The organism is Streptomyces sp. NPDC001410, assembly GCF_042895235.1.
Classification (GTDB): domain Bacteria; phylum Actinomycetota; class Actinomycetes; order Streptomycetales; family Streptomycetaceae; genus Streptomyces.
Genome location: NZ_JBIAWE010000003.1, coordinates 297554 through 322113, shown reverse-complemented (window position 1 = coordinate 322113; position 24560 = coordinate 297554). Strand labels below are relative to the sequence as shown.

The 24560-nt window shown below is 70.3% G+C and carries 21 protein-coding genes and 3 pseudogenes; 11 read left to right on the top strand and 13 right to left on the bottom strand.

The genetic code is table 11. From position 1 onward, the window contains the following. Positions 1-29: 29 nt before the first annotated feature. The gene (locus tag ACFY3C_RS08115; RefSeq protein ID WP_390770165.1) at positions 30-893 is read left to right on the top strand and encodes an ABC transporter ATP-binding protein; all 864 of its coding nucleotides are present in this window, start codon (positions 30-32) and stop codon (positions 891-893) included. 17 nt (positions 894-910) lie between these two features. Here the strand turns inward: ACFY3C_RS08115 and ACFY3C_RS08110 are convergent, their stop codons facing one another. From ACFY3C_RS08110 to ACFY3C_RS08090, 5 genes are all read right to left on the bottom strand, one after another. Beyond that, a complete protein-coding gene (locus ACFY3C_RS08110; protein ID WP_390770164.1) occupies positions 911-1681 on the bottom strand; it encodes a hypothetical protein in 771 nt (256 codons plus the stop codon). A gap of 1 nt (position 1682) precedes the next feature. Beyond that, on the bottom strand, positions 1683-3113 hold the full coding sequence (locus ACFY3C_RS08105) for a selenium-binding protein SBP56-related protein (protein ID WP_386577684.1): 1431 nt from the start codon (positions 3111-3113) through the stop codon (positions 1683-1685). 401 nt (positions 3114-3514) lie between these two features. Further along, a complete protein-coding gene (locus tag ACFY3C_RS08100; RefSeq protein WP_390770163.1) occupies positions 3515-3979 on the bottom strand; it encodes a GNAT family N-acetyltransferase in 465 nt (154 codons plus the stop codon). A gap of 60 nt (positions 3980-4039) precedes the next feature. After that, positions 4040-4255, bottom strand: coding sequence for a hypothetical protein (locus ACFY3C_RS08095; protein ID WP_386577706.1), 216 nt, complete (start codon positions 4253-4255; stop codon positions 4040-4042). Between the two features lie 321 nt (positions 4256-4576). Continuing rightward, entirely contained in the window at positions 4577-5038 is a 462-nt protein-coding gene (locus tag ACFY3C_RS08090; RefSeq protein WP_390770162.1) for a winged helix-turn-helix domain-containing protein, read from the bottom strand. Between the two features lie 221 nt (positions 5039-5259). Between ACFY3C_RS08090 and ACFY3C_RS08085 the strand changes: the two are divergent. Next, positions 5260-5371: pseudogene (locus ACFY3C_RS08085) on the top strand (IS5/IS1182 family transposase); the annotation flags it as partial. A 205-nt stretch (positions 5372-5576) separates the two neighbouring features. Beyond that, entirely contained in the window at positions 5577-5918 is a 342-nt protein-coding gene (locus ACFY3C_RS08080; RefSeq protein WP_390770161.1) for a hypothetical protein, read from the top strand. Positions 5919-6085: 167 nt separating this feature from the next. Here the strand turns inward: ACFY3C_RS08080 and ACFY3C_RS08075 are convergent, their stop codons facing one another. Both ACFY3C_RS08075 and ACFY3C_RS08070 read right to left on the bottom strand, forming a co-directional pair. After that, positions 6086-6580: a nucleoside deaminase gene (locus ACFY3C_RS08075; protein WP_386577681.1), complete on the bottom strand. Its 495-nt coding sequence runs from the start codon at positions 6578-6580 to the stop codon at positions 6086-6088. Positions 6581-6667: 87 nt separating this feature from the next. Next, positions 6668-7153 (bottom strand): DoxX family protein, encoded by a 486-nt coding sequence (locus ACFY3C_RS08070; protein WP_390770160.1) that lies wholly within the window; start codon positions 7151-7153, stop codon positions 6668-6670. A 305-nt stretch (positions 7154-7458) separates the two neighbouring features. Here ACFY3C_RS08070 and ACFY3C_RS08065 point away from each other — a divergent pair, with 305 nt between their 5' ends. The 4 genes and pseudogenes from ACFY3C_RS08065 to ACFY3C_RS08050 form a co-directional block, all read left to right on the top strand. After that, on the top strand, positions 7459-10683 hold the full coding sequence (locus ACFY3C_RS08065; RefSeq protein WP_390770159.1) for a BTAD domain-containing putative transcriptional regulator: 3225 nt from the start codon (positions 7459-7461) through the stop codon (positions 10681-10683). A 69-nt stretch (positions 10684-10752) separates the two neighbouring features. Next, a complete protein-coding gene (locus ACFY3C_RS08060; RefSeq protein WP_390770158.1) occupies positions 10753-12165 on the top strand; it encodes an FAD-binding oxidoreductase in 1413 nt (470 codons plus the stop codon). 261 nt (positions 12166-12426) lie between these two features. Continuing rightward, the gene (locus ACFY3C_RS08055; protein WP_390770157.1) at positions 12427-13245 is read left to right on the top strand and encodes a lectin; all 819 of its coding nucleotides are present in this window, start codon (positions 12427-12429) and stop codon (positions 13243-13245) included. 7 nt (positions 13246-13252) lie between these two features. Next, positions 13253-13441, top strand: a pseudogene (locus tag ACFY3C_RS08050) (nucleotide disphospho-sugar-binding domain-containing protein); the annotation flags it as partial. Between the two features lie 46 nt (positions 13442-13487). Here the strand turns inward: ACFY3C_RS08050 and ACFY3C_RS08045 are convergent. After that, positions 13488-13664 (bottom strand): hypothetical protein, encoded by a 177-nt coding sequence (locus ACFY3C_RS08045; RefSeq protein ID WP_386577677.1) that lies wholly within the window; start codon positions 13662-13664, stop codon positions 13488-13490. Between the two features lie 163 nt (positions 13665-13827). After that, positions 13828-14100, bottom strand: a complete 273-nt coding sequence (locus tag ACFY3C_RS08040; protein WP_390770156.1) for a hypothetical protein — start codon at positions 14098-14100, stop codon at positions 13828-13830. A gap of 446 nt (positions 14101-14546) precedes the next feature. On the opposite strand from ACFY3C_RS08040, the gene ACFY3C_RS08035 reads away from it, so the two are divergent. Next, positions 14547-16454 carry a cellulase family glycosylhydrolase gene (locus ACFY3C_RS08035; RefSeq protein ID WP_390770155.1) on the top strand — a complete coding sequence of 636 codons (1908 nt, stop codon included), beginning with the start codon at positions 14547-14549 and terminating at the stop codon, positions 16452-16454. A 23-nt stretch (positions 16455-16477) separates the two neighbouring features. Here the strand turns inward: ACFY3C_RS08035 and ACFY3C_RS08030 are convergent, their stop codons facing one another. Further along, on the bottom strand, positions 16478-17449 hold the full coding sequence (locus tag ACFY3C_RS08030) for an aromatic ring-hydroxylating dioxygenase subunit alpha (RefSeq protein ID WP_386577674.1): 972 nt from the start codon (positions 17447-17449) through the stop codon (positions 16478-16480). Positions 17450-17658: 209 nt separating this feature from the next. Between ACFY3C_RS08030 and ACFY3C_RS08025 the strand changes: the two are divergent. Then, positions 17659-17753 (top strand): annotated as a pseudogene (locus ACFY3C_RS08025). Between the two features lie 10 nt (positions 17754-17763). Here the strand turns inward: ACFY3C_RS08025 and ACFY3C_RS08020 are convergent. From ACFY3C_RS08020 to ACFY3C_RS08010, 3 genes are all read right to left on the bottom strand, one after another. Continuing rightward, positions 17764-18234 (bottom strand): DUF6174 domain-containing protein, encoded by a 471-nt coding sequence (locus ACFY3C_RS08020; protein WP_390770154.1) that lies wholly within the window; start codon positions 18232-18234, stop codon positions 17764-17766. A gap of 85 nt (positions 18235-18319) precedes the next feature. Then, entirely contained in the window at positions 18320-19537 is a 1218-nt protein-coding gene (locus tag ACFY3C_RS08015) for an MFS transporter (RefSeq protein ID WP_390770153.1), read from the bottom strand. Between the two features lie 787 nt (positions 19538-20324). Then, on the bottom strand, positions 20325-21251 hold the full coding sequence (locus tag ACFY3C_RS08010) for a hypothetical protein (protein WP_390770152.1): 927 nt from the start codon (positions 21249-21251) through the stop codon (positions 20325-20327). 275 nt (positions 21252-21526) lie between these two features. Here ACFY3C_RS08010 and ACFY3C_RS08005 point away from each other — a divergent pair, with 275 nt between their 5' ends. Both ACFY3C_RS08005 and ACFY3C_RS08000 read left to right on the top strand, forming a co-directional pair. After that, the gene (locus ACFY3C_RS08005; protein WP_390770151.1) at positions 21527-23689 is read left to right on the top strand and encodes a SpoIIE family protein phosphatase; all 2163 of its coding nucleotides are present in this window, start codon (positions 21527-21529) and stop codon (positions 23687-23689) included. A 63-nt stretch (positions 23690-23752) separates the two neighbouring features. Next, positions 23753-24553, top strand: a complete 801-nt coding sequence (locus ACFY3C_RS08000) for an SAM-dependent methyltransferase (RefSeq protein ID WP_390770150.1) — start codon at positions 23753-23755, stop codon at positions 24551-24553. Positions 24554-24560 lie beyond the last annotated feature (7 nt).

Here is a 24560-nt window from a genome sequence, read left to right as displayed (position 1 = left end):
GCCGCGCACCGAGCGATCGGAGGCGGGCCATGGCTGACGCGGTAGTGGTGAAGGACCTCCACAAGCGGTACGGCATGGTGTGGGCGGCGCGCGGGGTGAGCTTCGCCGTCAAGCACGGGGAGAGCTTCGCGCTGCTCGGCCGCAACGGGGCGGGCAAGACCACCACTCTGGAGATCCTGGAGGGTTTTCGGGGCCGGGACTTGGGGCAGGTCGACGTGCTCGGGCTGGACCCGGGTGAGAAGGCCACCGAGCGCACCCTGCGTGAGCGGATCGGGCTGGTGCTGCAGGACATCGCGGTCGAGCCCTGTCTCACCGTCCGCGAGACGATCGCCCGCAACGCCGGCTACTACCCCGCGCCCCGCGACATCGACGAGGTGATCCGCCTGGTCGGCCTCACCGGGCTGGGGAAGAAGAAGGTCAGGTCGCTCTCCGGCGGCCAGAAGCGCCGCCTGGATCTCGCGCTGGGCCTGATCGGCAACCCCAGCCTGCTCTTTCTCGACGAAACGACGACCGGATTCGATCCGAACGCGCGCCGGAACGCCTGGCAGTTGATACGGGACCTGCGCGACGCGGGCACCACCGTCCTGCTCAACACCCGCTACATGGAAGAGGCCCGAGGTCTGGCCGATCGGGTGGCGGTGATCGCCGCCGGCCGGATCGTGGCCGAGGGCACCCCCGCGACCCTGGGCGGACGCGACACCGCATGGCCCCGGATCCGCTTCGCGCTGCCGCCGGGAGCCCCTCGGCCATGTCGTCACGGCCCTGGCCACACAGGCTCCCGCCCTCCGACCCGTGCCAGGCAGTCGGGCGGGCTCCAAGTGCCGGAGGACATGGAATTCACCGTCCGGCCCGGCCAACTGGAACCCGATCGGACTGCGGCCCGGCCGCAGTAGGCCGGTGAGGTGATGCTTCAGTGGTTGTCTGCCCCGACAAGGAGGACCAGCGCGGTAAGAACGGCAGCGAGAGTCATCGCCGCCGCGGCCGGGACTGCGAGAACTCGCCGGTCCGCGGGCCGCTGCTGATGGGCGAGTACGAGTGCCACCCAGGCCGCCTGTGCGAGTACGCCGCCGATGAGGGCGAGCAGCAGTGGCATGAGGCCGTCCGGGATGGGCAAGGCGCTCGTCACGACGGCTCCCGCGACCGGACTCAAGCAGGCCAGCCCGATCCATGGAGCCACGCGCCGCTTCGGGTGGACTCCCAGCAGGGCGGCCAGCGCCAGCCCCTCGCCGGCCGCGTGAACCAGAAGCGCCGCCATCACGGCGACCGACGGGGTCAGTGCCAGGGTCGCCCCCTCCAGAAAGCGGTGCAGAGCGAGCCCCGATGCTGAGCCAATGCCGCCCGCACGACCCCGCTCGCACGGGCAGCCGATACGGGCCACGGCACCCGTCACCCCGTACGAGGCGAGCGCGGCGAGCGGCACTGCCCACTGCGGCACGCCGACCTCTTTCGCTTCATCCCACGCGTCGGGCAGAAGGTCGAGGACCGCGATGATCAGCAAAATCCCTGACGCCGCGGCAAGCAGGAGCTCCGACCGGCCGGATCCGCGCCGTGCCAACCAGGCGCCGGCCGTGGTGGCCACAGCCACCAGGACCACGGCCACCAGCGTTTCGGTGGAGGGCAGCTGCCACCCGGTCCCTTCGCCGGTCTGCGCGCCTGCCCCGCAGAGCACGGAGAGCAGCATGTCATCGGCGGTAGCAGTACGAATCCGAGGAGGCGTCGCCGCCTTGCAGGCGCGTCTGGTGCACGCGCAAGCCCAGGAAGTCCGGGCCGTGCAAGTAGAAGCGGTTGTCGACGGAGAGCCCGCCGTGCGAGGTGTCGGCGTCGAGTTTGACCATCCACGGGTCGATTCCCGCCGGATAGAACTGCGCGTCCCAGGTGCCGTACAAGGAGTTCGTCAGGTACACGCGCCGGCCGTCGCGGCTGAGCTCGACCATCTGTGCTCCGCCGGTCAGCGGAGTGTCCGGCTCGGCGGGACGTGGCTGTTGGCTGACGATGCCGCCAAGACGCACGCACGCGGTCTGCCTCGGATGGAACGGGTCGCTCACGTCGTACTGGTGCAGATCGCCGGTTCCCCATGCTGATGCGTACAGCCACTGGTCGTCCACCGACAGGTCGATGTCGGTGATCAACGGGGGCACGGCGCCGAACGGTTGCAGCGCCGGGGGCAGGTCCTGCGTTTGCGCGGGCTCGGCAGGGATGGTGATCACCTTGTGGACCACGAAGTCCTCGCCCTCCCGGTTCCACACGTACACCGAAGCCGACAGGTCCTCCACGTTGACCACGGTGTGTGCGAACCCCCACATTGCCTCGGGGTCGTGCGCGGGACGCAGCTCCAGCACCATCTGGTTCTCGTCCCCCAGATCGACGCGCTGCAGGTGCCGGCCGGAGTCCAGCTCCCAGAAGTGCAGTGAGTGGCCGTACTGGCGACCCAGCAGCAGTTCGGGGACAAGGCCGTCCTCGAACATCGAGGGGGTGCCCCACTCGCTGGTCACGGCGATGTTCTGGCGCAGATGCCACCAGAGGTCGTAGGCGAGCCGCTGCGGTCCGCGGTCGCTCTCCCAGGCCCGCAGCACTTCGAAGCTTTCGTGGTCCAGCAGCGCGACGCCGCCAGGCCCGTCCGCACCGTCCGCACCGCCCAGGCAGGACAGGAACACTCCGTCGGGGCCACAGTGGAGTGTGTGTGGACGCGAATATCCGGCCTTGGCGGCCAGCTCCTCGGGCTCGACCACCTTGACCAGGCGCGGGCGGGCGGGATCGGGGCTGGTGTCGAAGATGTGCAGCCGGGAGGAGCGCAGTCCCGGGACGATGAGGTAGCGCCGCGCAGCGTGATGATGACCGGTATGCGCCAGCGCGCTCGAGCAGGCGTTCCAGCCGAAGTGGTGCAGTTCGTTGCCCAGGCCGGGCAGCTCGGCGTGGGAGGTCACGCGGCCGTATACGGGGGATGCGGGGTCGGTGTCGACAGTGAACAACGCGTCCGCGCGCTGTGCGGTCGGGTCGAAACCGACGACATAGGCGAGCTTCTCCGGGGGCGCGGCGACGGCATCCGCCGGAGAGCGGTACAAGGTGGGGTCACTGTGATCGTCGCTGTGGTGAGCGTGCTCGGTCGTCGTCATGGCTGTTCCTCACTCCCCGAACGGGAGCCTGGACCCGGGTGGACTCCCGACAGCTCACTCGTTCGAGATCGACGTGCAGACGCGGGATGGATATGTCATAAATCAAGCGTTTCACACCCCTGGAGCCCTGCCAAGGCGGCAGCGCGGACCGCCCCCGGTGCCCCTCGGTAGAGCCGAGGTCTCAGTAAGGAAGCCGGCTCTCGACAAGCTGACTACTGAACTTGATCGGGCGATGTCGGGGCCGTTCGCCTGACGGCGGTCGAGTCCGGCAGCCCTGGGGTCCGTGAAGGACGCGCAGGGCGGTGGGCTGGCCGGTGCACTCAGCGAAGAAGAGCCATACAAACTGGGCCAACGTTATCCGGCTCGACGCCTGTCACCGTCCGCTCTGACCAGTGGTCAGTTCACCGTGCCTCCAACAGCTCGGTCGGAGACTCGAACCCGGATCGGCGGTAGAGCGGAGCACTGCGTTCGGACGGCCAGACGATCAATACGTCCATGCCGCTGCCCTGCGCATGCCTCCTCAGAGCTTCGAGAAGGGCTGCTCCGAACCCTCGATTGCGATGCTCAGGCACCACGTAGAAGTTCGTGACATAGCCGATCGGGGTGTTGTCCTCGTAAGGCTCCGGCATCCTCTCCACCAGGTGGAGGAAGACATGTCCGCAGATCTCGCCGTCGCTTTCGGCGACCCAGGCCAGCCAGCGCTTGCTCGCAAGCCGCTCCCGGATCCAGTCCTCAGCGTTGCTCACGGGCCGCACCGGCTCGGAGAGGTCCCCTTCATGGCCCTCATGCTTGAATGCCCAGCGCAGACCGGCTAGTACCGGAGCATCAGCCGCGTCCGCCTCGCGGACATGGACGTCAGTGATCATCAGGCAAGTGTCGCGCACCCCCGTGTTGTCGCGCTCCCGGATTTCTGGGTCCAGCCCCCATCAGCCTGCCGGTCGGCCATCCATGATCAGGCCGGTGCCGGCCAGGCAGCCGTCGACCAGGTCCGAGCGGTACTGGATCTGCTTGAGCCGACGCTTCACGGCCGTGGTGATCTGGCCCAGGTCGGCGGCGGCAAGGTTGCCGACGTCGCGCTTGACCAGCGACCAGATGCCCTCCTGCGGGTTCAGGTCCGGCGCATAGGTCGGGAGCTGGAACACGGCCCGTCCAGTCGGCGTTCGCCTCGATGAATTCCCGCAGCGGCTTGGTCAGGTGCAGGCGAACGTTGTCCCGGACCAGAACGATCGGACCGCCGAGCTGGATCCGAGCACGAACGATCAGGTCACGGAAGTCGCGCCAGCCGAAGCCCTTCCGCTCGTCCTTGCGGCCCCTGTACTCGCGGACAGCGTAGATCAGCCGGGACCGCTCACCTGACTTGTAGCAGGTCATACCTGCCATCGACACGCGTCCGGCGCCTCGGCTGCGTACTCGCACGACCGGCGTCCGGCCGATCCGGCCCCAAGTTCCGGCACGCGGCGGCGTCAACGGCTGGCCGGCTTCGTCCTCGAAGACGATCCAGACCCCGAGCGCCGCCGCGATGCTCTTACCCGCGGCCAGGTCTCCTTCTTCCACACCTCGACCGCCATGTCGTCGCGCTCGATCGCTCGGCGGACCGGCTGCTGCCACGACCAGCCGTGCCGCTTCAGCAACGTCCAGGTCCCCTCCACCGTGTATGAGACGTGGAAGAGCCGGCCGATCAGCGTCTTCACCCGCGCCAGCGTCCACCGCTGGTCCGCCCAGCCATGGACGAGCGGGCCGCGCTCCAACTCACGCTCCAGCCTGGTGATCTGGGCCGGACCGAGCCGCGGGCGGCCCGGCGATCCCTTGGACAGGAGCCCGGCCTCACCGCGCTCGCGCCAGACCCGGCGCCACCGCTCCACCGACCGCTCGCTCACTCGCAGTGCGCCAGCGATCTCCCTATTCGTCTGCCCGCCCTCGACCAACTACCCTCAGACAAACGGCCCCGACATCACCCAATCAAGTTCAGTAGCCCGCAAGAGCTGAGTTATGTCTCTCACGCCGCCGCTCGCCGCGGACCGTAGATCTCTGCGACGTGGACTGCTGCCGGTAACCGATGGCGAGTTGGTCGATCCCCATTCCGCGCTGCCGCTACTGGAGTCCATGCCGTACGTGACCAGCGTCAGCTGCGCTACAGCGACGGGCATCAGCAGGCAACACCCACGACAGCGAAGGGCTGAAGCCCATGATCGAGGGTCACCAAACGAGACACGACCCCCCAAAACGGCCGGTACTTCAAGCCCCAACGCATGCATACAGCCTTCAACCGAGGAATACAAAGGCTCACTCGCCAACCAGGCAACGGCCGAACCGGTGAACCCCAAACCACGTCAACCCACCCTCACCAGCTAGTCAGCCAATCCCATACAGCGGGGGAACCTCACGGCCGGCATGCGCTGCCTGGATACGCGTGCTACGACTTAGCAATTACGCTGTGCGACACGGGAGCATGGGAGGATCAATATGGCAGATGCGGCTTTCGCCAAGCTCTTGTTTCTGGAGGCGAAAAGGATTCAGGACCCGGATGGCGCGGACGAGATCCTCGTCGGTAGAGGTGACGGCGGTACCTTTGAAAAGGTACGAATGCGACTGGGGGACGTGTTTGAGTTCGACGAGCGGTTCGTGCCGTTCGTCAACCAAGCGCCGATTGACGTTGTTCTGCACGAAGTGAATGAGGATACCGGCCAGGTCAGCTTCATTGGCGGGGCGAAGATCATCCCCTCCGAGGTAGGCCTGGGAGAACGAACGCAGGCAATCGGCGCGCTGTCTTTGTCTCTGTACGAGCTGACGTACAAAGTCCTTTGACGACCCGCCATCGGCCATTGAGCCATTGAGCCTTCTTGCGGTTCTCCGCTCCCGTGCGGCGCCGGATGCGCACGAGGGTGCCGTCGAGCAGCAACACGCCGCAGCCCCTGCTGCAGCGGTGGATCAACGGGCCATGCGCCGCACGTAGATGAGGGTGAACCCCTCCCCTACCCCCAATACCCGGCGTGCACCGCTGCCGCCTCCTCGTACAGGTACGGCCCGGACACCTCCACGGTGTTCCCACCCGACTCGAAGACTTGGCGGCACGGCAGGTCGAGCAGCGGTTCGCTGGGATCCGCTCCGGCGAGGACGTTCAGCTCCGTGGCCGCGAGCGCGTACACCACTCGGCGGATGCCGCTCCAGTAGACGGCGCCGGCGCACATCGCACACGGTTCGGTGTTGGTGTACATCGTGGCCTCGATGAGCTGATTCGGCTCCAGCGTGCGCGAGGCCAACCGCACCAGGTTGATCTCCGCGTGACCGGTGACATCGCGTTCCGTCAGCACCGTGTTCTCGGCCGTGAGCAGGACGTTTCCCGCGGAGTCGGTGAGCAGCGCGCCGAACGGATGGTTTCCGTGCTTCCGCGCGTCGGCCGCGAGTTCGATGGCGGCCAGCAGGTGAGCTCTGTCACGATCGGTCGGCATGTTCGGTGTCGGCTGCATGGCGCGCTCCTCAGCGGTTGAGCGTGGGAGTTGGTTATACGTATGACCACTACTTCACCAGAGCCTTCAGTTGCCCTTGGAGGTCATCTACAGACTCAGCGTTATCGCAGCGGCAACCCCGCCCAGACCGAGGGCGAACCCCGCCTCACCCCAGCCGCCCGTGCCCCAGCGGAAGAAGCGGTCCAGGGCGAGGCGGCCCGGGCCGATGGCTGCTATGGCGATGGCGACCACGGTGATGCAGACGCTGTACTCCACGCCGCCGTCCGCGTCCCACAGGCCATGGGCGCCGGTGACGGTGACCATGGCATTGATCATCATGCCGATGAGGGCGGCGGCCGCGAGTGGAGTGAACAGTCCGAGGGCCAGGCCGAGGCCACCGAGGAACTCGGACAGGCCGCCGATCATGGCGAAGAGCCTTCCCGGTCGGTAGCCGATGCTCGCGAACAACCGACCGGTTGCCGTCAAGCCGTCCCCGCCGAAGATTCCGAACAGTTTCTGCGCGCCGTGCGCGGCCATCAGCAGTCCGAAGGTCAGTCGGACGAGCAGGAGGCCCCAGTCGGCGGCGGAGGCCATGGGTGCGCCGGCGGCGTGCGCTCCTGTGCCTGGAGGGCTCGAAAGACGTCGCAATGTGTGTTTCTTGTCCATGTCAATGCTCCGGTAACAACGCCGGAACGGGCGATACCCCCAGCTCGGACGGGTGCCGAGGCATCGGTCGGTGGTGAGCCCCGCGCTGCGTCGCGGAGTGTGGACCACATGGGCCGACTCTTCTCTGCCGATCTTTCCGCCGCGAGCACGGTCATGCATCTGGGCGGGGGGGGTAGGGAACGGCCCACGGGTCCTGGATGCGGTCGGGCGGTAGCCTGCTCGTGAGGGCAGCCATGGCCGATGAGGTGCACATCCGGCTCCTCGGTGGTTTCGCCGTTGCGGTCGGGGACCGCCCGGTCGCCGCCGGGGCGTGGCGGCTGCGCAAGGCCCGGAGCCTGCTGAAACTGCTCTGCCTGTCACCGGGCCGCCAGATCCACCGGGAACGGCTCTACGACCTTCTGTGGCCGGACCTCGACCGGGCGTCCGCGGCGAACAACCTCCACCAGGTGCTGCACGCCCTACGGCACGCACTGGCCTCCACGGGCGCGCCGGGAGACGTGGTCGTCCTCCGTGACGACATGGTGGTGCTCGCACCCGACGGCGGTGTGCGGATCGACCTCGACGCGTTCGAGCAGGCGGCTCGGCGGGCTTCGGACGGTGGCGGTGCCGCAAACTACCGTGCCGCGCTCGCCCTGGCCGATGCCGGGTTGCTGCCCGAGGACCGGTACGAGCCCTGGGCGAGCGAGGCGGCCGAGGCGCTGGAGGGGCGGTGTACGGCGCTCCGGCTGGGGCTGGGTGAGGCGCTGGAGCGCGACCACCGCACGGCCGAGGCCCTCGACGTACTGCGGGCCCTGATCGCGCAGGACCCGCTGCACGAGCCGGGCCACCGGGCGCTGATGCGGGTCCTGGCCGACGCCGGGCAACGGCGGGAGGCACTGGCCGACTTCGAGCAGTTGCGGAACGTCCTGCGTCATGAGACCGGCGCCGACCCCGACCCGCAGACGCGCCGTCTCTATCGTGAACTGCTGGCCGGCTCCGTCGAGGCGCGGGAGCAGCGGCCGGCGGCGCCACGGCACCGGCTGCCGGCGCCTGCGACCGCCCTCATCGGGCGGGAGCGTGAGATGGCCGAGGTGGAGAAGCTGCTCGGGCGGGGCAGGCTGCTGACCCTCACCGGGGCCGGTGGCTGTGGCAAGACCCGGCTCGCGCTCGCCGTGGCGGCTCGTCGGGGCGATGACTTCCGGGACGGGGCGTGGTTCGTGGACCTCGCCGGGCTTGCGGAACCGCACCTCGTGCCCGAGGTGGTCGCCGCTGCCCTGGAACTGCAGCTGCCACCGTCCGGCGGCGGCCGGGAAGCGCTGCTCGCACAGCTCGGCAGCCGCGAGATGCTGCTGGTGCTGGACAACTGCGAGCACCTGATCGACGCGTGTGCCGCCCTGGCCTCGGAGATCCTGACCCGCTGCCCCGGCGTCCTGGTACTCGCGACCAGCCGTGAGCCGCTCCGCAGCTACGGGGAACGGACCTTCCGGGTGCCCTCCCTGGGGCTGCCGGATCCCCGCACGCTTCCGTCCGTGGAGGAGCTGGGCCGGTTCGCCTCGGTACGGCTGTTCGTGGAGCGGGCCGGGGACGCGGACCCCGGGTTCCGGTTGACCCCCGGCAACGCGGAGGCCGTCGCGCAGATCTGTTTCCGGCTCGACGGCATGCCCCTGGCCCTGGAGCTCGCGGCGGCTCGGGTGCCCGTACTGGCCCCGCGTCAGATCGCCGAACGGCTCGACGACGCCCTGGCCCTCCTCGGCCGGGGAAGCCGGCGCGGCGCGACCCGCCAGGAGACGTTGCTGGCCACCCTGGAGTGGAGCCACCGGCTGCTCGACGAGGAGGAACGACGGCTGTTCCGGCGGCTGGCGGTCTTCGCGGGCGGGTTCTCCCTCGCCGCGGCCGAGGAGGTGTGCGCGGACGGTGCGCAGGGCACCTCGGTGCTGGATCTCCTCGGCCGGCTGGCCGACAAGTCCCTGGTGTGGGCGGAGCCCCGGCAGGACGAGGTCCGCTACCGGCTGCTGGAGACGATCCGGCAGTACGCCGCCGAGCGGCTGCGGGCCGCCGGGGAAGTGACCGCCACCGAAGCCAGGCATCGCCGGTTCTACCTGGAGCTGGCCGAGGCGCAGGACCGAGAGCCGCCCACCGGCATCTCCGGGGCCACCTCGCTCGAGCTGGAGGCCGACTACGGCAATCTCCGGGCCGCTCTGCGCTCTTTCCTGCGCCACGAACCGGACAGTGCGCTCCGGCTGGCCGTGGCCCTGCGCTCGTTCTGGCCCGAACGAGGACGCCTCGCCGAGGGCCGACGCTGGCTGGAGGACGCCCTGGCCGCCGCGCCGGAGCCCACCATCCCTCGGGCGAGAGCGCTGATGGGGCGCGCCGTGCTGGCCATCCGCCTCGGCGACCGCTCCCCGCTGGAGGACATCGGCGAGCAGATCGTAGGCATCCACCAGTCGCGGACGGACCCGGCGGCACTGGCGTACGCCCACTGCCAGCAGGCGATCCTGCTGTGGATGCGGGGTACGTGGGACCGCGCCCGCACCGCCCTCGACCTGGCCCGCACCCTCGCCCACGATGCGGGCGATCCCTCGGTCCTCGCCGCCGCCGCGCACCTGGAGGGCGTCTGGGCCGTCTGCCGGGGCGAGGGCTCTGTGGCGCGCGAGGCCTGCGCGGAGTGTCTCCGGCTGCTGGAGGACGTCCAGGGCGGGAGCGGGCCGTTCTTCCCGGTGATGACACCGGGTTACGTGGTCGAGGACGACGCGGCGGGGCAGGTGTCGCTGTTCTACGAGGAGACGGTGCTCGTCGGCCGTACGGTCGGCCCCGCCCGGGCACTCGGCTACGCCCTGGCGACTCTCGCGTGGGCTTGCCGCGTCGACGGCGACACCGGTGCCGCCGTCGCGGCGGCCGAGCACGGTGTCGACTGCTTCCGCGCGCTTGACGACCCGCACGGTGAGTCCCTCGCCCTCAACACCCTCGGCAACATCCACCGGAGCCACGGCGGCCACGACGCGGCACTGAAGCACCTAGAGGCGGCGCTGGCGATCCGGCGCCGGCTCGGCGACCGCCGGGCGGAGGGCATCACTCTCGGTTGCCTGGGCCTGCTCCACCTGGCCGCCGGGGACACCGACCGCGCGCAGGCCACCCTATGCAACGTCCAAGCGGGCTTCGAAGAGACCGACGACATCCCGGGCACCACCAACACCCTGCTGCACCTAGGGCTCGTGGCCAGGGCCGCGGGTGACTCGGCGCGGGCCCTCGCCCTGCTGACCCGCGCCCAGCGCCTGGAAGACGTCGCCGGGTCGACCTGCGCCGTCGGGTGGCTCGCCCTGATACTGGCCCGCCTACTGTGGGAGACGGGCAACCGCGAGGCGGCCGAGGCGGCGGCAGCCCGGGCGGGTGATCTCTTCGCCGGCCTCGGCGACACGCGCGGCCCGGCCGTCCTGCGGCGCACGCTGCCCTGGTCGCCCTCCGGTCAAAGCGGCTGCTGAGTGGATGCTAAGAGGTGCTGCCTACGGTCCTGAGTGTCAGCCCGACCAACTCACACCGAGGAGCCGACCATGTCGATCGACACGGCAAAGGGCATCCTGGGGGACGCCACCGTCGCCGAACTGGAGGCAGGCCTGCGCGGCACTGTCGTCCGCCCCGACGACGCCGACTACGACCAGGCCCGTGCGGTCTGGAACGCAGCCCATGACAAGCATCCGGCGCTGATCGTGCGGTGCGCCGGGACCGCGGACGTGATGCGCGCCGTCGAGTTCGCCCGCAGTCAGGACCTGCTGGTCGCCGTACGCGGTGGCTCCCACAGCATCGCCGGGTTCTCGACCTGCGACGACGGCATCGTCATCGACCTGTCGCCCATGAAGGGCGCCATCGTGGACCCGGTGCGCCGCCGGGTGGTCGCCCAGACCGGTTTGACCTGGGGCGACCTCGACCACGAGACCCAGGCCTTCGGTCTGGCCGTGACCGGTGGCCTGATCTCCTCGACCGGCATCGCGGGCTTCACGCTCGGCGGCGGGGTGGGCTGGCTGCTGCGCCGCCACGGTCTGGCCTCCGACAACGTGACGGCGGCCGAGGTCGTCACGGCGGACGGCCGTGTCGTGCGCGCGGCCCAGGACGAGAACCCCGAGCTGTTCTGGGCCCTGCGGGGCGGCGGCGGCAACTTCGGTGTCGTGACCTCCCTCGAGTATCAGCTGCACCCCGTCGGGCCGCAGGTCCTCGCCGGCCTGATCATCTATCCGCTGGAGCAGGCCCGTCAGGTGGTCACGGGCTGGCGTGAGCTGACCGGGAACATGCCCGACGAGCTGACGACCCTGATCAACTTCACCACGGCGCCCCCGCTGCCCTTCCTGCCCCCGGAGGTCCACGGCACCCGCATCGTGGTGCTGGCCGGCATGTACGCGGGCGACCCCGCGGCCGGCGAGGCGGCCGTCGCCCCGCTGCGGACGCTGGGGACACCCATCGCCGACCTCATGGGCCCCATGCCGTACACCGGCATGCAGACACTGCTCGACCCGCTGTGGACGGCGGGCGCGCACAACTACTTCACGTCGGCGTTCATCGAGCCGTCCGACGCCGCCATCGACGCCGTACTGCGCCACCACCTGACGACACCCTCGCCCGCGAGCGAACTCCATCTGCACCACCTGGGCGGTGCCTTCGCCCGAGTGCCCGCCGAGGCCACGGCCTTCAGCCAGCGTGATTCGAGCGTCCTGTGCAACGTGATCGCGCGGTCCCCGGACCCGACCGACTTCGACGCGCAGATCGCCTGGGCGCGCGGCGCCCGTGAGGAGATCGCCCGCCACGGCCGCGGGACCATGTACGTCAACTTCACCGGCGACGCGGCCGAGGACAAGGTGCGCGCCGCGTACCCCGACGCGGTCCACGAGCGGCTGGTGCGGGTGAAGGACACCTACGATCCCACGAACCTGTTCCGCCTCAACCAGAACATCCGGCCCTCCAACGCGGCCTGACCGACCCTCTGGGCCGAGGCCCGGCCAGTGGGACGACGAGAGGGTGCCGAGGGCAGTCCGCCGCGCGCTGACCGGGCGCTTCCGCTCGCGACTGTCGGCCCTCGAACGACTCGATCGCGAGTGACCGAGAAGACACAACTTCCCTTATTCCACGGCTAGTTCACACCTTGACGCGATTGGTTCAGACCTTTTACGTTCCAGGTCTGCCGGGTGGGTCCGATCCCGCCCGTCCGCCGACCGTGAAAGGTTGTGAACTCCCCCTTGCCCGCACAACCCCCCACGCCTTCAGCCCCGTTACGTTCCACGCTCGCCGGCGCCGTCCTCGCCGTTTCGACAGCTCTCCTCACCGCGGCCCCGGCCCAGGCCGCCACCGGCACCATCACCGGTCTCGCCGGAAAGTGCCTCGACGTCGCCGGGGCAAGTTCCGCAAACGGCACGGCCGTTCAGCTCTACGACTGCAACGGCACCGCCGCCCAGCAGTGGACGGTCGGCAGCGACGGCACCGTCCGCGCCCTCGGCAAGTGCCTCGACGTCACCGGGAACTCCACCGCCGACGGCGCCAAGATCCAGTTGTGGTCCTGCACCGGCGGCGCCAACCAGAAGTGGACCGTCACCGCCGCCCACGACATCGTCAACCCGCAGGCCGACAAGTGCCTGGACGTCACCGACAACTCCTCGGCCAACGGCGCCCGCGCCCAGATCTGGAGCTGCAGCGGCGGCGCCAACCAGAAATGGAACGCGCCGGCCACGCAGACCACCAACCAGTGCTGGGCGACGCACTACGGCCCCCAGCCGCCCGGCGCCCTCACCGCCAGCGGCGAGCTCTTCGACAACAACGCCGACACGGCGGCGACTTCGCTCAGTCGTCAGCCTCAACTGCCGTTCGGCACACGCGTCCAGGTGACCAACACCGCCAACGGCAGGTCCCTGGTGGTCCGCATCAACGACCGGGGCACCTTCGCCCAGACCCCGCAGGAACCCAAGTGCCTCGACCTGACCGACGGCGCCTTCAACCGACTCGGCGGCAGCCTCAACCCTGACGACGGCCACATCGTCGTCACCCAGACCGTCCTGAACTGAGGGCCTGGTTCTCGCGGAAGGCGGGGAGGAGACGCAAGCGGCGCCGCCGTCGTGCTTCGTCGCGGGCGAGATCAACCAGGAGGCGCTGTTCAGCCCGGTGGCCGCCGTGGTGCACCATGGCGGCGCGGGCACCACGACGGCGGCCACCCGGGCGGGCGCGGCTCAGGTGGTGGTCCCCCGGTCGGCGGACCAGCCCGGCCCGCCCTGTAGGTGGATGCCCAAGGGACGAAACCGATCGGTGATCATGCAGAGTCGGCGTCCTGCGGCCGCTCTCCCTCCGCCTGGGACGGCTCGGTCCTGGGGACGTCCGGGTGCTGCTCCATGGCTGCGCGCTCGGCCGGCTCGTCGCGCTCGCCCTCGGCCTGGGAGGGGGTGTGCGAGTACAGCCAGGCGTCGTAATCCGAGGCTCCGGTCTTCATGACGGGCCCCCTTTGCTCGCTTTTGTTCACTCACCTTCCATACTCCTCCGGGAGGCGCAGCAAGGCGAGAGCAGCTCCTACCCCGGTTCATATGCCACGCCGCGCCCGAACGGGGCATCTCTCGGTGGATGGCGGAAAGGATCAACCGGAATTTCGTCAGTGATCAGCCGATCGAGCCGATCGGCTGCCAGTCGTTCCAGCTCCCGTGCCACCACGCCACGTACACCCGACCGTCCTCCCCGACCGCGCACAGGTCCATCCAGTCGGGGTCACGGGTCACGGTGGCGATGTGGCCGGCCCGGCGCGGCACCGAGATCTTCGCCGAGGAGCTGGCCCACCGGCTGCGGCTGCGGACACCGCCCACAGTGCCGGCTCCGGCGGCGGCCCTGGCGTACCGGGCCATGAACTCCGTACCGGAGCACTGGATCCCGTTCATCCCCGTGCATGTGCCGGGTCAGGACCGGGCGATCCGGTTGCAGCGGGCCGCGATGCCCAGCACCGTCACCGGCCTGCCCGTTCCGCCGCGGACCTCACTGCTGTGGCAGGGCCTCGACCAGGGGCACCAGTACTACGTCAACGAGGAGGAGGTCCCGCAGAGCGGCACCCGGCTGTCCCTCGCCTACAACCGCGCCCGCTGGCGCGACGGCCGGGTCTCGGTCTGGCTCAGCGCCCGCCGGGGCATGGGCCGGGGCGAGGGCTCCAGCGGGCCGGCGTTCGACTTTTCTGGCGGGCACCACGCCACCCGGCACGGGGACGGGTGCGGCAGGGGCCCCGTGACGGCGCATCAGGTGTGGACCTTCTCAGCCCCATCGGGCACCCTGCATCCTCGGAGTCACACCACCCGCCCCAGGCGGCACCCCCCAACTACCGAGGGCTGTCCACATGTCGATAGCACCAGCTGTCCTGCGTCTGGCCGCAACAGCCGCGGGCCTCCTGCTCGTGGCCGCGCAGACGGCAACGGCGTCCGCCACCACACCGCCACCGCGCTCACCCGCCGCTGTGACGGCCTCGGCCACCTGGGCCGCGCCCTTGTCGGCCCAGGGCCGCTACATAGTCGACGCCCAGGGCAACCGCTTCCGCCTCAAGGCGGCCAACTGGGACGGCGCACAAGGCTCGTGGACGGGCAGCGGCAGCATCGCCGACCCCGCCAACCACCACGCCGGCCAGGACTCCTACGGCATTCCGCTCGGCCTGGACCGCGTCCCGCTGGACGGGCTGCTCGCCGACTTCCACCAGCTGGGCATCAACACCATCCGGCTGCCGTTCTCCAACGAGATGATCCACAGCACGACCCCGGTGCCCGACAACGCCGTGAGCGCCAACCCGCAACTGCGGGGCAGGACGCCCCTGCAGATCTACGACGCCGTCGTCGGCGCACTCAGCGACAGCGGGTTCGCCGTCATCCTCAACAACCACACCAACACGTCCCGTTGGTGTTGCGGGGTCGACGGCAACGAGCGGTGGAACAGCGGGCAGTCCACACAGCAGTGGGCCGACGACTGGGTCTTCATGGCCCGCCGCTACGCCGCCGTGCCCCGCGTGGTCGGCGCCGACCTGTACAACGAGGTGCGACGCGACGTCCTGGACGACCCCAACTGGGGCCTGGGCGACAACCACGACTGGTACGCGGCCGCCCAGCTCGCCGCCGACCGGATCCTCACCGAGGCCAATCCCCGTCTCCTCATCGTCATCGAGGGCATCAACTGGACCGGCGTGCCCGTCGACGGGCTACCGCACGGCCGACCGATGCTCACCCCCGCCCGCACCCTCTCGCACACCCTCGTCGACTCCCACAAGCTGGTCTACTCCGCCCACTTCTACGGCTACACCGGCCCCCACCACAGCGGCGCCACCGGCATCGGCGAGACGCACGACCCCCGCTACCAGGACCTGACCCGCGACCAGCTCGCCGCGGCTCTCGACGACGAGGCGTTCTTCGTCGAGGAGAGCGGCCGGCACTACACCGCACCCGTGTGGGTCAGCGAGTTCGGCCTCGGCAGCAACGAGACGAACACGGCAGCGCGAACCTGGTTCGGCAACGTCACCGACTACTTCGCCGACCACGACGCCGACTTCGCGTACTGGCCGCTGGTTGGCTTCGCCGGGCACGACGACTGGGCACTGCTGCGCTACGACACCGCGGGACACCGCGACGGCATCCTCGACCCCGGCGACTGGCGCAGTACGGCATGGCAGCACCTCATGTCCGCGCCGAGCACGGCCGGTCCCGTCGCGGCCGTTCCGGTGTGGCGGATGCTGAGCACCGACCACGCCGACGCGGTGGAGTCCCTGCGCGTACGGGCCACGGGAGACTGGGATTCGGGAGCCTACAAGGCCGCCTGCCCGGACGGGCTGCGGCTGATCGGCCTGAGCCACACCACCGGCCGCGGCCTGTGCACCGACACCGGCACAGCCGACCTGCGGGCCTCCGCCGCCGGTCAGACCGTCGTCGTCGACGAGCGCTACGTCCCCGCGGGCGGCGACTGGGCGTCCGGGTACACCAAACTCCAGTGCCCGCAGGGCGGTTTCCTGATCGGCTACAGCCTGCGCGGGGAGCGTGTGTCGGCGGCGCTGTGCGTGCCGGGCCGCACCGCGCTGTCGGGAACGGGACGCACCGTGTGGTTCGACCGGTCCGACAACCGCCCCGCCAACGGGGCGGGCGGCGACTTCGCCCACGGCGACTACAAGGGCCAGTGCGCGGCGAACGAGTACGCCGCCGGGATCGCCTTCACCACCCGCTTCGGCAGCCGTCCGGGACCCGATGCGCTGCTGTGCCGGACCCTGCCCTGAGGAAAGCCGCGCGAAGAGGCCCTTCAGGATGACGGATAGAACTGGCGGGCCCAGTGGCGGAACAGGCCGATGCCCTCGTCGTTCACCGCGAGGCGAGGGCGCGGCTCGTACCGTTTGGTGTTCCAGTTCCTCAGGTCCTGGCGGACCTTGCCGACCGCGGTCTTCAACATCGCCCGGGCGAAGGCTCGGTGCAGGCCGTGCCGTGGGAGCGACGCTCCGGTGGCTTCCGGTCTGCGGAGGTCCGCGCAGGCCGTCGCGACCAGCATGCGGGTACGGCGGGGCCCGGTGGGTGTGTGCATGGCCCACAGGTAGCTGACGAGACCGAGCGAGGGCATGGGCAGTTCGACCCGGAGGTATCCCAGCCCTGCCATCAGGAACGTGCGGTCGGCCCGGATCCTGTGCCTGAAGGCGGGAGGCCGGTCCGGTCCGAGGCGCGGCCGTGTGTGCAGGAGAGGGCCCTGGGCGTTAGGCAAGTCGACTTCCTGCACGTCCACATGGTGCGGGACGGGCAGATACCGGTGGTCGAGCGTGTTCTCGATGATCTCCTGCGGGTGGGTGCGCACCTCCGTGCTCCAGGCGGCCGTCGGTACGACTCCGGCGTGGGCGGTGTCGGGGACTTCCCAGGTGGGTGCGGCGCCCTCCGGGTCGTACCAGGCGAGGACGAGGCCGTTGCGCTCGCTGAGGGTGTGCTGCTCCAGGCAGGCCCGCGGTGGCGGTCCGTCGGGTGTGCCGACACAGGTGCCGTCGGGGGCGAAGGCGAAGCCGTGGAAGGGGCACACCAGGTTCTCGCCCCGCACGGTGCCGCCCGCCCCGAGATGCGCGCCGAGGTGCGGACAGTGGGGACGCACTGCGCGGAGCCGGCCGCCACGGGTGCGGGAGAGGACGATGTCCTCGTCCAGGAAACGGCGGGTCAGGACACTGCCGGGGGCCAGTTCGCGTGCGCGTGCCAAGTAGAACCAGCCGCTGGGGTAGGGCAGTTCGTCCGTCGTCGTCATGGCCGGCAGCCAAACACGGGACGAGACGTCGAAGATCACATATCCGGCGAGGTCACTCGTATGAGGTAGCTACGGTCATGTCTCCATACCCGGTCATCCTGCCGAGGGCGAGACACGATGGTCGTGTCAGCGGTGTGTCAGGCCCGGGTCAGCGGCTCCTGCCACTCTCATTCATGTGAACGGCACGGGAAACCGGAGGCCGGACACGGGGAGAGGTGCCCGGAGTGGCTTATCGGGGACCTATGAGCACGCCTCAAGGTCGGGCCCCACGGGGCCCACGCAGGTTCGAATCCTGCCCTCTCCGCAGAGTTGCGCTAGCGCCCGACCACGTAGTCGCTGATCGCGTACTCGGCCTCGTCGTCGACGGCCTTCGCCGACCAGTCCAGGGTGATGCGCAGTGGATAGCCTGTGGTCGAGAACTCCGCATCCGCGGTGTCCGCGCCATCACGACGGGCCTGTTCCAGTTCCTTCACCAATCCGCCGATGGTGGGCACCGCCCCGGGCGACTGCTTCACCACCCTGCGGCCCGGCTCGTCCAGCCCCACCGCACGCACCGCCTTCCCCTCCCGCACGGTCACCCGGAAGGTGCCGATCAGGAGCCGTTCTCCCCCGCTCGACTTCAGGGTGTACGTGTACGCCGACGGCTCCTTCCAGGCGTTGCTCTCCGCCTGCGCCGCTCTGTTGACGTCGGCCTCCCCCTGGCACGCGGCGGTTGCCCAGACGAGCCCCGCCATCAGTGCGAGGCGGGGCAGCGCGGACCGGGGAACCAGACGGACGGATGTCATGTTCGGGCCTCTCACCTGTGCGGGCAGTTTCTCCTTCGACGCCGGAGGACCGCGGAACGTTCGCCCGACCGGCCCGAACCTCGGTTCAGGACCGGGCGGTGGCCGGGGACAGGTTCCGTCGCACGCGGATGCCGACCGCCGTCACGAGCAGGACCGCGCACGCCGTGAACACCAGCCCGGCTCCGCGCAGCCCCAGCGCCAGCGTCATGGCGCCCACCCCCACGACCGGCAACGAGATGCCCACGTACGCGACGACGAAGAACGCCGAGATGGTGGCGCCTTGGTGCGCCGCAGGCGCGGCGGTGCTCACCTCGGTCAGCCCGGCGCGGAACGCCATCCCCTGCCCCACGCCACCGGTCACCGCCCCGGCCAGCAGCAACGGGAAGGACTCCAGGAGCAGCGAGGACGCGATGAGGAGGAGGCCGGCGACGAGCACCGTACAGCCCCCGGGCAGGGCGCGGCGCGGACCGACCCGGCCCATGAGCAGCTGGCCACCGGTCGAGGCGCAGAACACGCAGAAGACGACGCCACCGGCGACCGCCAGGTTGTGCTCCCCCAGTGTCTGCGTGAGGAAGGCCGGGGCGACGGCGGTGAACAGGCCGAGCATGGCGAAGCCCGCGAAGGCGGCGAGGGCGCAGGGAGCGAACACCTCGCGCACCTCCGGCGGAACCCTCATGCCCTGCGGCCGCAGCGACGGCCGCGGAACGGTACGGCGCACGGTCTCGGGCAGCAGGCAGACGACCACCATGGCGACGGCCAGGAGCGCCAGATGGGCGGCGAACGGAAGCTTGAGCGGCCACGGGGCGTACTCGGCGAGCAAGCCGGAGATGAGCGGGCCGAGTCCCAGACCGCCCATGTTGGCCGCGGTCGCCGCCAGCCCGGCACGGCCGCGTTTGGCGGGCGGGGCCAGTTCGAGTACGGCCGCGGTGCCCGTACCGCTGAGCAGACCGGCCGAGAAGCCCGACAGCACCCGGCCCGCGTACAGCAGCGGCAGTCCGACCTCGAACAGGAAGCAGACCGCGCTGAGGGCGGCCAGGCCGAGCGCGGCCAGCAGCACCGGCCTCCGTCCCAGCACGTCGGAGAAGCCGCCGGCGACCAGCAGGGCGGTGATGACGCCCACTGCGTAGACGGCGAACACCACCGTCACGATGAGTTCGGAGAACCCGATCTGCTCCCGGTACAACCCGTACAGCGGTGTGGGCAGGGTGGTGCCCATCATTCCGATGGCGAAGACGCCCGCCGCGGACTTGTACCCAGGGCGTCCGCCACCCCGCCGACGAGGCTCTGCGTCGCTGCTGCTCACGTCCCACCATAGGCATCGGCCGTCGGACGCGGTGCGCCTCGCAACGCCGTGCTGCGCCGTCCGGTCCCACCACACCCGGCCGGGGGCTCAGCCCCCGAACGCGGGACATCCCGGCAGGGGCGCGGTCTGCCACCCTCCGGCGACCTTACGCAGCAGCAGTTCCATGGTCTTTGCGAACGCCGGGAACTCCTGGATCCTGCTCGCCATCTCCCAACGGTGTCGCAGTACCTGACGCACCGTCGGTACGGGACGCCGGGTCCGGTGCATCGGCCGGTCCTGCGCGGTGCCATGCGCATGCCGGCCTCCCACACCGTGTCGTCGCGAGGGCGGGATAAGCGGTCACGACCACCGTGCGACAGGCCTGCTCGATCTCCTCGGCCAGTCCCTCCGGAAGCCTGAAGACGCACCAGCAACTGGAGAAGGGCATTCACCGCCCGCCGTCCCGATCCGGGCCGGCTCGGCCGGTAGTTCCGGTGGCGCGGTGATTCCGGCCTCGGCCGGCAGCGGGAGCAGGTCGGCGGCGTTCCGCTCGATCCACGGCTCGTCCGCCCAGGACGGCAGTCCCTTGTCGTACCGGGCAGTCAGCCGGGTGAGGTCGGCTCGCCTAGATCGGCGGCCTTGGAGGTGAACGAGCGCAAGGCGTCCGGCTCGTCGGCGAACGACTTGACGATCGCACTGTCGCCGGCCGCAGTGCGGCAGCGCACCACGGTGCTGCGCCACCGGCCGGCCGGCGCTCGGTTCCGCCCACACCCGGCGCCTGGGCGGCCGGCAGCCCGGATCCGCCCGGCTACACCAGGAAAGCGTTGACGCGGCCCGCCGCGATCTGCTTCTTGCCCGTGACCGGCTGCGCGACCGCGGCCTGCGGCGTGGCGGAGTTGACGCTCCAGCGGTATCCGACGAAGAGGGACGTGTCGGGGTCCGCGTAGAAGATCATGTGCCCGTAGCCCACGCCGCTGTGCTCGGAGTAGGTGGTGTTGTCATCGGCGATCTCGGCGCGGCTGTCCGGGTAGGAACGGTAGCGGTCGATGCTGGACTGGCTGGTGAGGTCGGGTCCGCCGTGGGGGCTGTTGGTGCAGTCGACGATCTGGAAGAGGTGCGGGACGACCCCGGTGATCCCCAGCTTGCTGTCGACGGAGGAGGCGAAGGTGCCGAGGTAGGCACGGATCATCACGGTGTGCCCGGTGTAGGGGCTGCTCTTGGCGTTGGGGTCGTAGTCCCAGGCCACGATGTCGCCGGGACGCAGGTTCACCGGCTTGGTCACCGGGTCGATGTGCGGCACGTCGGAGGCGTTCAGGAAGCCTGCCTGCAGATCCTCGGCGTTGGGGAACGAAGTGGTGCGGGGCAAGGTGTCCTTCGGCGGGAAGTACTGGTTGAAGTAGGCCGTGGTGGCCCAGCCGTACGCGGTGTCGACGCCGTAGGAGCGCTGCAGCAGGCTCGTCATGAACGAGGCGCACTGGGAGAGGTTCTCAAACTCTTCCGGGTGCCCCGGACGGCCCCAGGTCACCTGGGTTCTGCCGAGGTTCTCACCGTTGGTCTGTTCGACGTTGTACCGGTTGTGGTCCCACTGGTTCGCACGCAGCCGCAAGTACTCCACCAGCGTCTCGGCCTCCAGCAGGTGCGGCGGCTTGAGCTGGTAGAGCGCGGCCGTCGCCGGTTCGGCCGCGGCGGCGCGGGTGGGCGCGATCAGGGACCCGGCGGACGCGGCGAGCGCCAACCCGGCGCTCCCGGTCAGCAGGTGACGACGGGACGGACTCGAAAAGGACGTGGACACATGACCCCCCTGGTATGTGAACGGCGAGGACGGTCGGGGCCTCGCCTTCGATCGCCGGACGATACCAGGCAGTCTGATCTTGGTCGGGCCGTCCGCCTTGGCAGTGATCCAGATCGGGCATATGGTCCCGATAAGGCAATATTTGCGTCGCGCGGCCGATGCACAGACACGTCGACGCGTGGATCGGTGGCGCCGCCCGGAAGTGAGCGGAGAGCACGATGCGGCCCGGTGATCTGCCGAAGGGTGGCGGGTCACTGGACGATGCGCTCGGGACGGGTCTGACGGACGTCATGCGCCGTACCGGCGCCGTGATCGGCGGCCTCTATCTGATCGAGGAGTCGGAGCCGATGCTGCGCCTGGTGGCGCTGTGCGGGCTGCCCGTCGAGTTCAGCCAGACCTGGCAGCGCCTGCCGCTCACCGCCCCTGTGCCGGTCGCCGACGCGATCCGTGACGACCAGCTGGTGTGGATCGGCAGCCAGGAGGAGATGGCCCGCCGCTATCCGATCACCGCGGCCGTCCTGCCCTACCGTTTCGCGCTCGCAGCCGCCTCCCTGACCGGCGTGCACCGGTGCTGGGGAGGCATCGTTCTCATGTGGCCCGGCGACCACCCTCAGGAGGCCTCCCCGCGCGAGCGCGGCCACCTCATCGCCAGCGCACACCGGCTGGCCCGCCTGCTGGACGACGCCCCTCGGCCACCCGGCATTCCCGAGCAGCCGAGAATCTGGCCCCTCGAAGCCGTACGCCACCCGACCCAGACCGCAATGGCCGCGGCCGACTACCTCGATCGCCTGCCCGAGGGCGCCCTCGCCCTGGACCTGGAGGGCCGTGTCACCTTCGTCAGCAGCAGCGCCGCCCGGCTCCTCGGGCGCCCCGCTGACCAGCTGCTGGGCGCTCGGCCCTGGCAGGCACTGCGCTGGCTGGACGACCCCGCGTACGAGGACCAGTACCGCACCGCCGTCGTCAGCCGTACGCCACTCTCCTTCGACGCGCTCCGGCCGCCCGACCAGTGGCTGACCTTCCGTCTCCACCCGGACACCAGCGGTATCAGCGTCCGCATCACCCCGTGCGCCCAGCAGCCGACGGGCACGGCGGCGCCCGCGCAGCCGGCGGACTCGGCGGCGCCCGACGCGCGGCGGCCCGCGGCGGCACCGACCGGACGTCTCTACCAGGTGGTCCACCTGGCGGCTGCTCTCACGGAGACGGTGACCGTGCGCGACGTCGCCACCCTGATCGCCGACCAGATCCTCCCCGCCTTCGAAGCCCAGGGCATGGTCCTGTCCGCGGCAGAAGCGGGCCGCCTGAAGATCACCGCCCACCACGGCTACCCCGACGACATCGTCGAGCGCCTCGACGTCCTCCCCCTCGACACCGACCTCACCCCCGCCGGCCAGGTGCTCACCAGCGGCGTGCCCGCCTTCTTCGCCAGCCCCGCCGACATGGCACGCAGCCACCCCCTGGCGCCCGAGATCAGCGGCAAGCAGGCCTGGGCCTTCCTGCCCCTGGTCATCACGGGCGAGCCGGTGGGCTGCTGCATCCTGTCCTACGACCGTCCGCACACGTTCACGGCCGACGAGCGCGCGGTCCTCACGCCGCTGGCCCGTCTCATTGCCCAGGCGCTCGACCGCGCCCGCCTCTATGACGCCCAGCACCGTCTCGTCCACGAACTCCAGCAGACTCTGCTGCCCCGCACCCTGCCCACCCTGCCCGGCCTCGAACTCGCCGCCCGCTATCTGCCGGCCGGGCACGGGCTCGATGTCAGCGGAGACTTCTACGACCTGCTCCCCCTCGACGACACCACGGTCGCGGCGGTCATCGGCGACGTGGAGGGCCACAGCATCGCCGCGGCCACCCTCATGGGACAGGTCCGCACCGCCATCCACGCCCACGCGACCGCCGGGGCGGCACCGGACGAGGTGCTGTCCCGCACCAACCGGCTGCTTGCGCACCTGGAATCCGACCTGCTCGTCACCTGCCTCTACGCCCACGTGGACCTGGCCCAGGGACGGCTGACCCTCGCCAGCGCAGGTCACGTACCCCCACTCCTGCACGATGCTCAGCACGGCGGACGGATTCTGGACATCGAGCCCGGGCCGCCCCTGGGCATCGGCACGGACGTGCACTACCCGGTCACCGCCACCCCGCTGCTCGACGGAGCCACCCTGGCCCTGTACACCGACGGGCTCGTGGAAAGTCCCGGACGCGACGCCGCGGACACCACGTCCGGCCTGCTCCAGCACCTGGCGGGCACGGCCGACCCCGACCTCGAGCACCTCGCCGACAGCCTCATCCGGCACGCGTGGCCGTCCGGGCAGTACACGGACGACGTCACCGTCCTGCTCCTGCGCGCAAAGCACAACCACGCGTCCGGGCATGGGAGTTGATGTGCGAAGCTGTCGTGAACCGTTCGCGGGTGGGGCCGAGGCGGTCGTCGAGAGGAGCGCGGTGTGGGACAGGACGGCGGCTTCAGCGTCGGGGAGATCGACACCAGCAGGCCGCACCCTGCGCGGATCTACGACTACCTGCTGGGCGGCAAGGACAACTACGACGTGGACCGGCGGGCCGGCGACGAACTGGCCGCCGCCGCACCCGAGGTGCGCATAGGCCTGCAGGCCAACCGCGCCTTCCTGCGGCGCGCCGTCCGGTACCTCGTCAGCAGCGGGATACGTCAGATTCTCGACATCGGCACCGGGCTGCCCACCTCGCCGAACGTGCACGAGATCGCCCACGAGCTGGCGCCGGACGCCCGCGTGGCCTACGTCGACAACGATCCGATCGTGGCCGCGCACGCCAACGCGCTGCTCAGCAGCTCCGGCGCGACCAGTGTCGTGCTCGCCGACGTACGCGACCCCCAGGCCATCGTGAACCACCCCGAGGTCCGCCGGGCCATCGACTTCGACCGGCCGGTCGCGCTCCTCCTCGTGGCCGTCCTCCACTTCCTCACCGACGCGGAGAAGCCCGCGCAGGCCGTCGCCGCCCTGCGCGACGCGCTTCCGGCCGGCAGCTTCCTGGTGCTCTCGCACGCCACCGGCGACTTCGCCGACCGCAGCGCCGCCCAGGCCGTCTACAACAAGGCCACCGCCACGCTGAACCTGCGGTCCCGCGCCGAGGTGGAGGGGTTCTTCGACGGCTTCGAACTGGTCGAGCCCGGCCTGGCCCAGGTCCCGTTCTGGCGCCCGGACACCCCGCCTCCGCCGAGGTCGGCCGAGATCGGCTTCTACGGAGGGGTGGCCCGCAAGACCGCGTGATCTCAAG

Bases quoted from the DNA above. Each gene is read 5' to 3' on its own strand.
- ACFY3C_RS08005 (WP_390770151.1), top strand. From the start codon at position 21,527: ATGCGGCCCGGTGATCTGCCGAAGGGTGGCGGGTCACTGGACGATGCG.
- ACFY3C_RS08105 (WP_386577684.1), bottom strand. From the start codon at position 3,113: ATGACGACGACCGAGCACGCTCACCACAGCGACGATCACAGTGACCCC.
- ACFY3C_RS08100 (WP_390770163.1), bottom strand. From the start codon at position 3,979: ATGATCACTGACGTCCATGTCCGCGAGGCGGACGCGGCTGATGCTCCG.
- ACFY3C_RS08020 (WP_390770154.1), bottom strand. From the start codon at position 18,234: ATGACATCCGTCCGTCTGGTTCCCCGGTCCGCGCTGCCCCGCCTCGCA.
- ACFY3C_RS08080 (WP_390770161.1), top strand. From the start codon at position 5,577: ATGGCAGATGCGGCTTTCGCCAAGCTCTTGTTTCTGGAGGCGAAAAGG.
- ACFY3C_RS08070 (WP_390770160.1), bottom strand. From the start codon at position 7,153: ATGGCCTCCGCCGCCGACTGGGGCCTCCTGCTCGTCCGACTGACCTTC.
- ACFY3C_RS08035 (WP_390770155.1), top strand. From the start codon at position 14,547: ATGTCGATAGCACCAGCTGTCCTGCGTCTGGCCGCAACAGCCGCGGGC.
- ACFY3C_RS08040 (WP_390770156.1), bottom strand. From the start codon at position 14,100: ATGAACGGGATCCAGTGCTCCGGTACGGAGTTCATGGCCCGGTACGCC.
- ACFY3C_RS08030 (WP_386577674.1), bottom strand. From the start codon at position 17,449: ATGACGACGACGGACGAACTGCCCTACCCCAGCGGCTGGTTCTACTTG.
- ACFY3C_RS08045 (WP_386577677.1), bottom strand. From the start codon at position 13,664: ATGAAGACCGGAGCCTCGGATTACGACGCCTGGCTGTACTCGCACACC.
- ACFY3C_RS08065 (WP_390770159.1), top strand. From the start codon at position 7,459: ATGGCCGATGAGGTGCACATCCGGCTCCTCGGTGGTTTCGCCGTTGCG.
- ACFY3C_RS08115 (WP_390770165.1), top strand. From the start codon at position 30: ATGGCTGACGCGGTAGTGGTGAAGGACCTCCACAAGCGGTACGGCATG.
- ACFY3C_RS08075 (WP_386577681.1), bottom strand. From the start codon at position 6,580: ATGCAGCCGACACCGAACATGCCGACCGATCGTGACAGAGCTCACCTG.
- ACFY3C_RS08110 (WP_390770164.1), bottom strand. From the start codon at position 1,681: ATGCTGCTCTCCGTGCTCTGCGGGGCAGGCGCGCAGACCGGCGAAGGG.
- ACFY3C_RS08060 (WP_390770158.1), top strand. From the start codon at position 10,753: ATGTCGATCGACACGGCAAAGGGCATCCTGGGGGACGCCACCGTCGCC.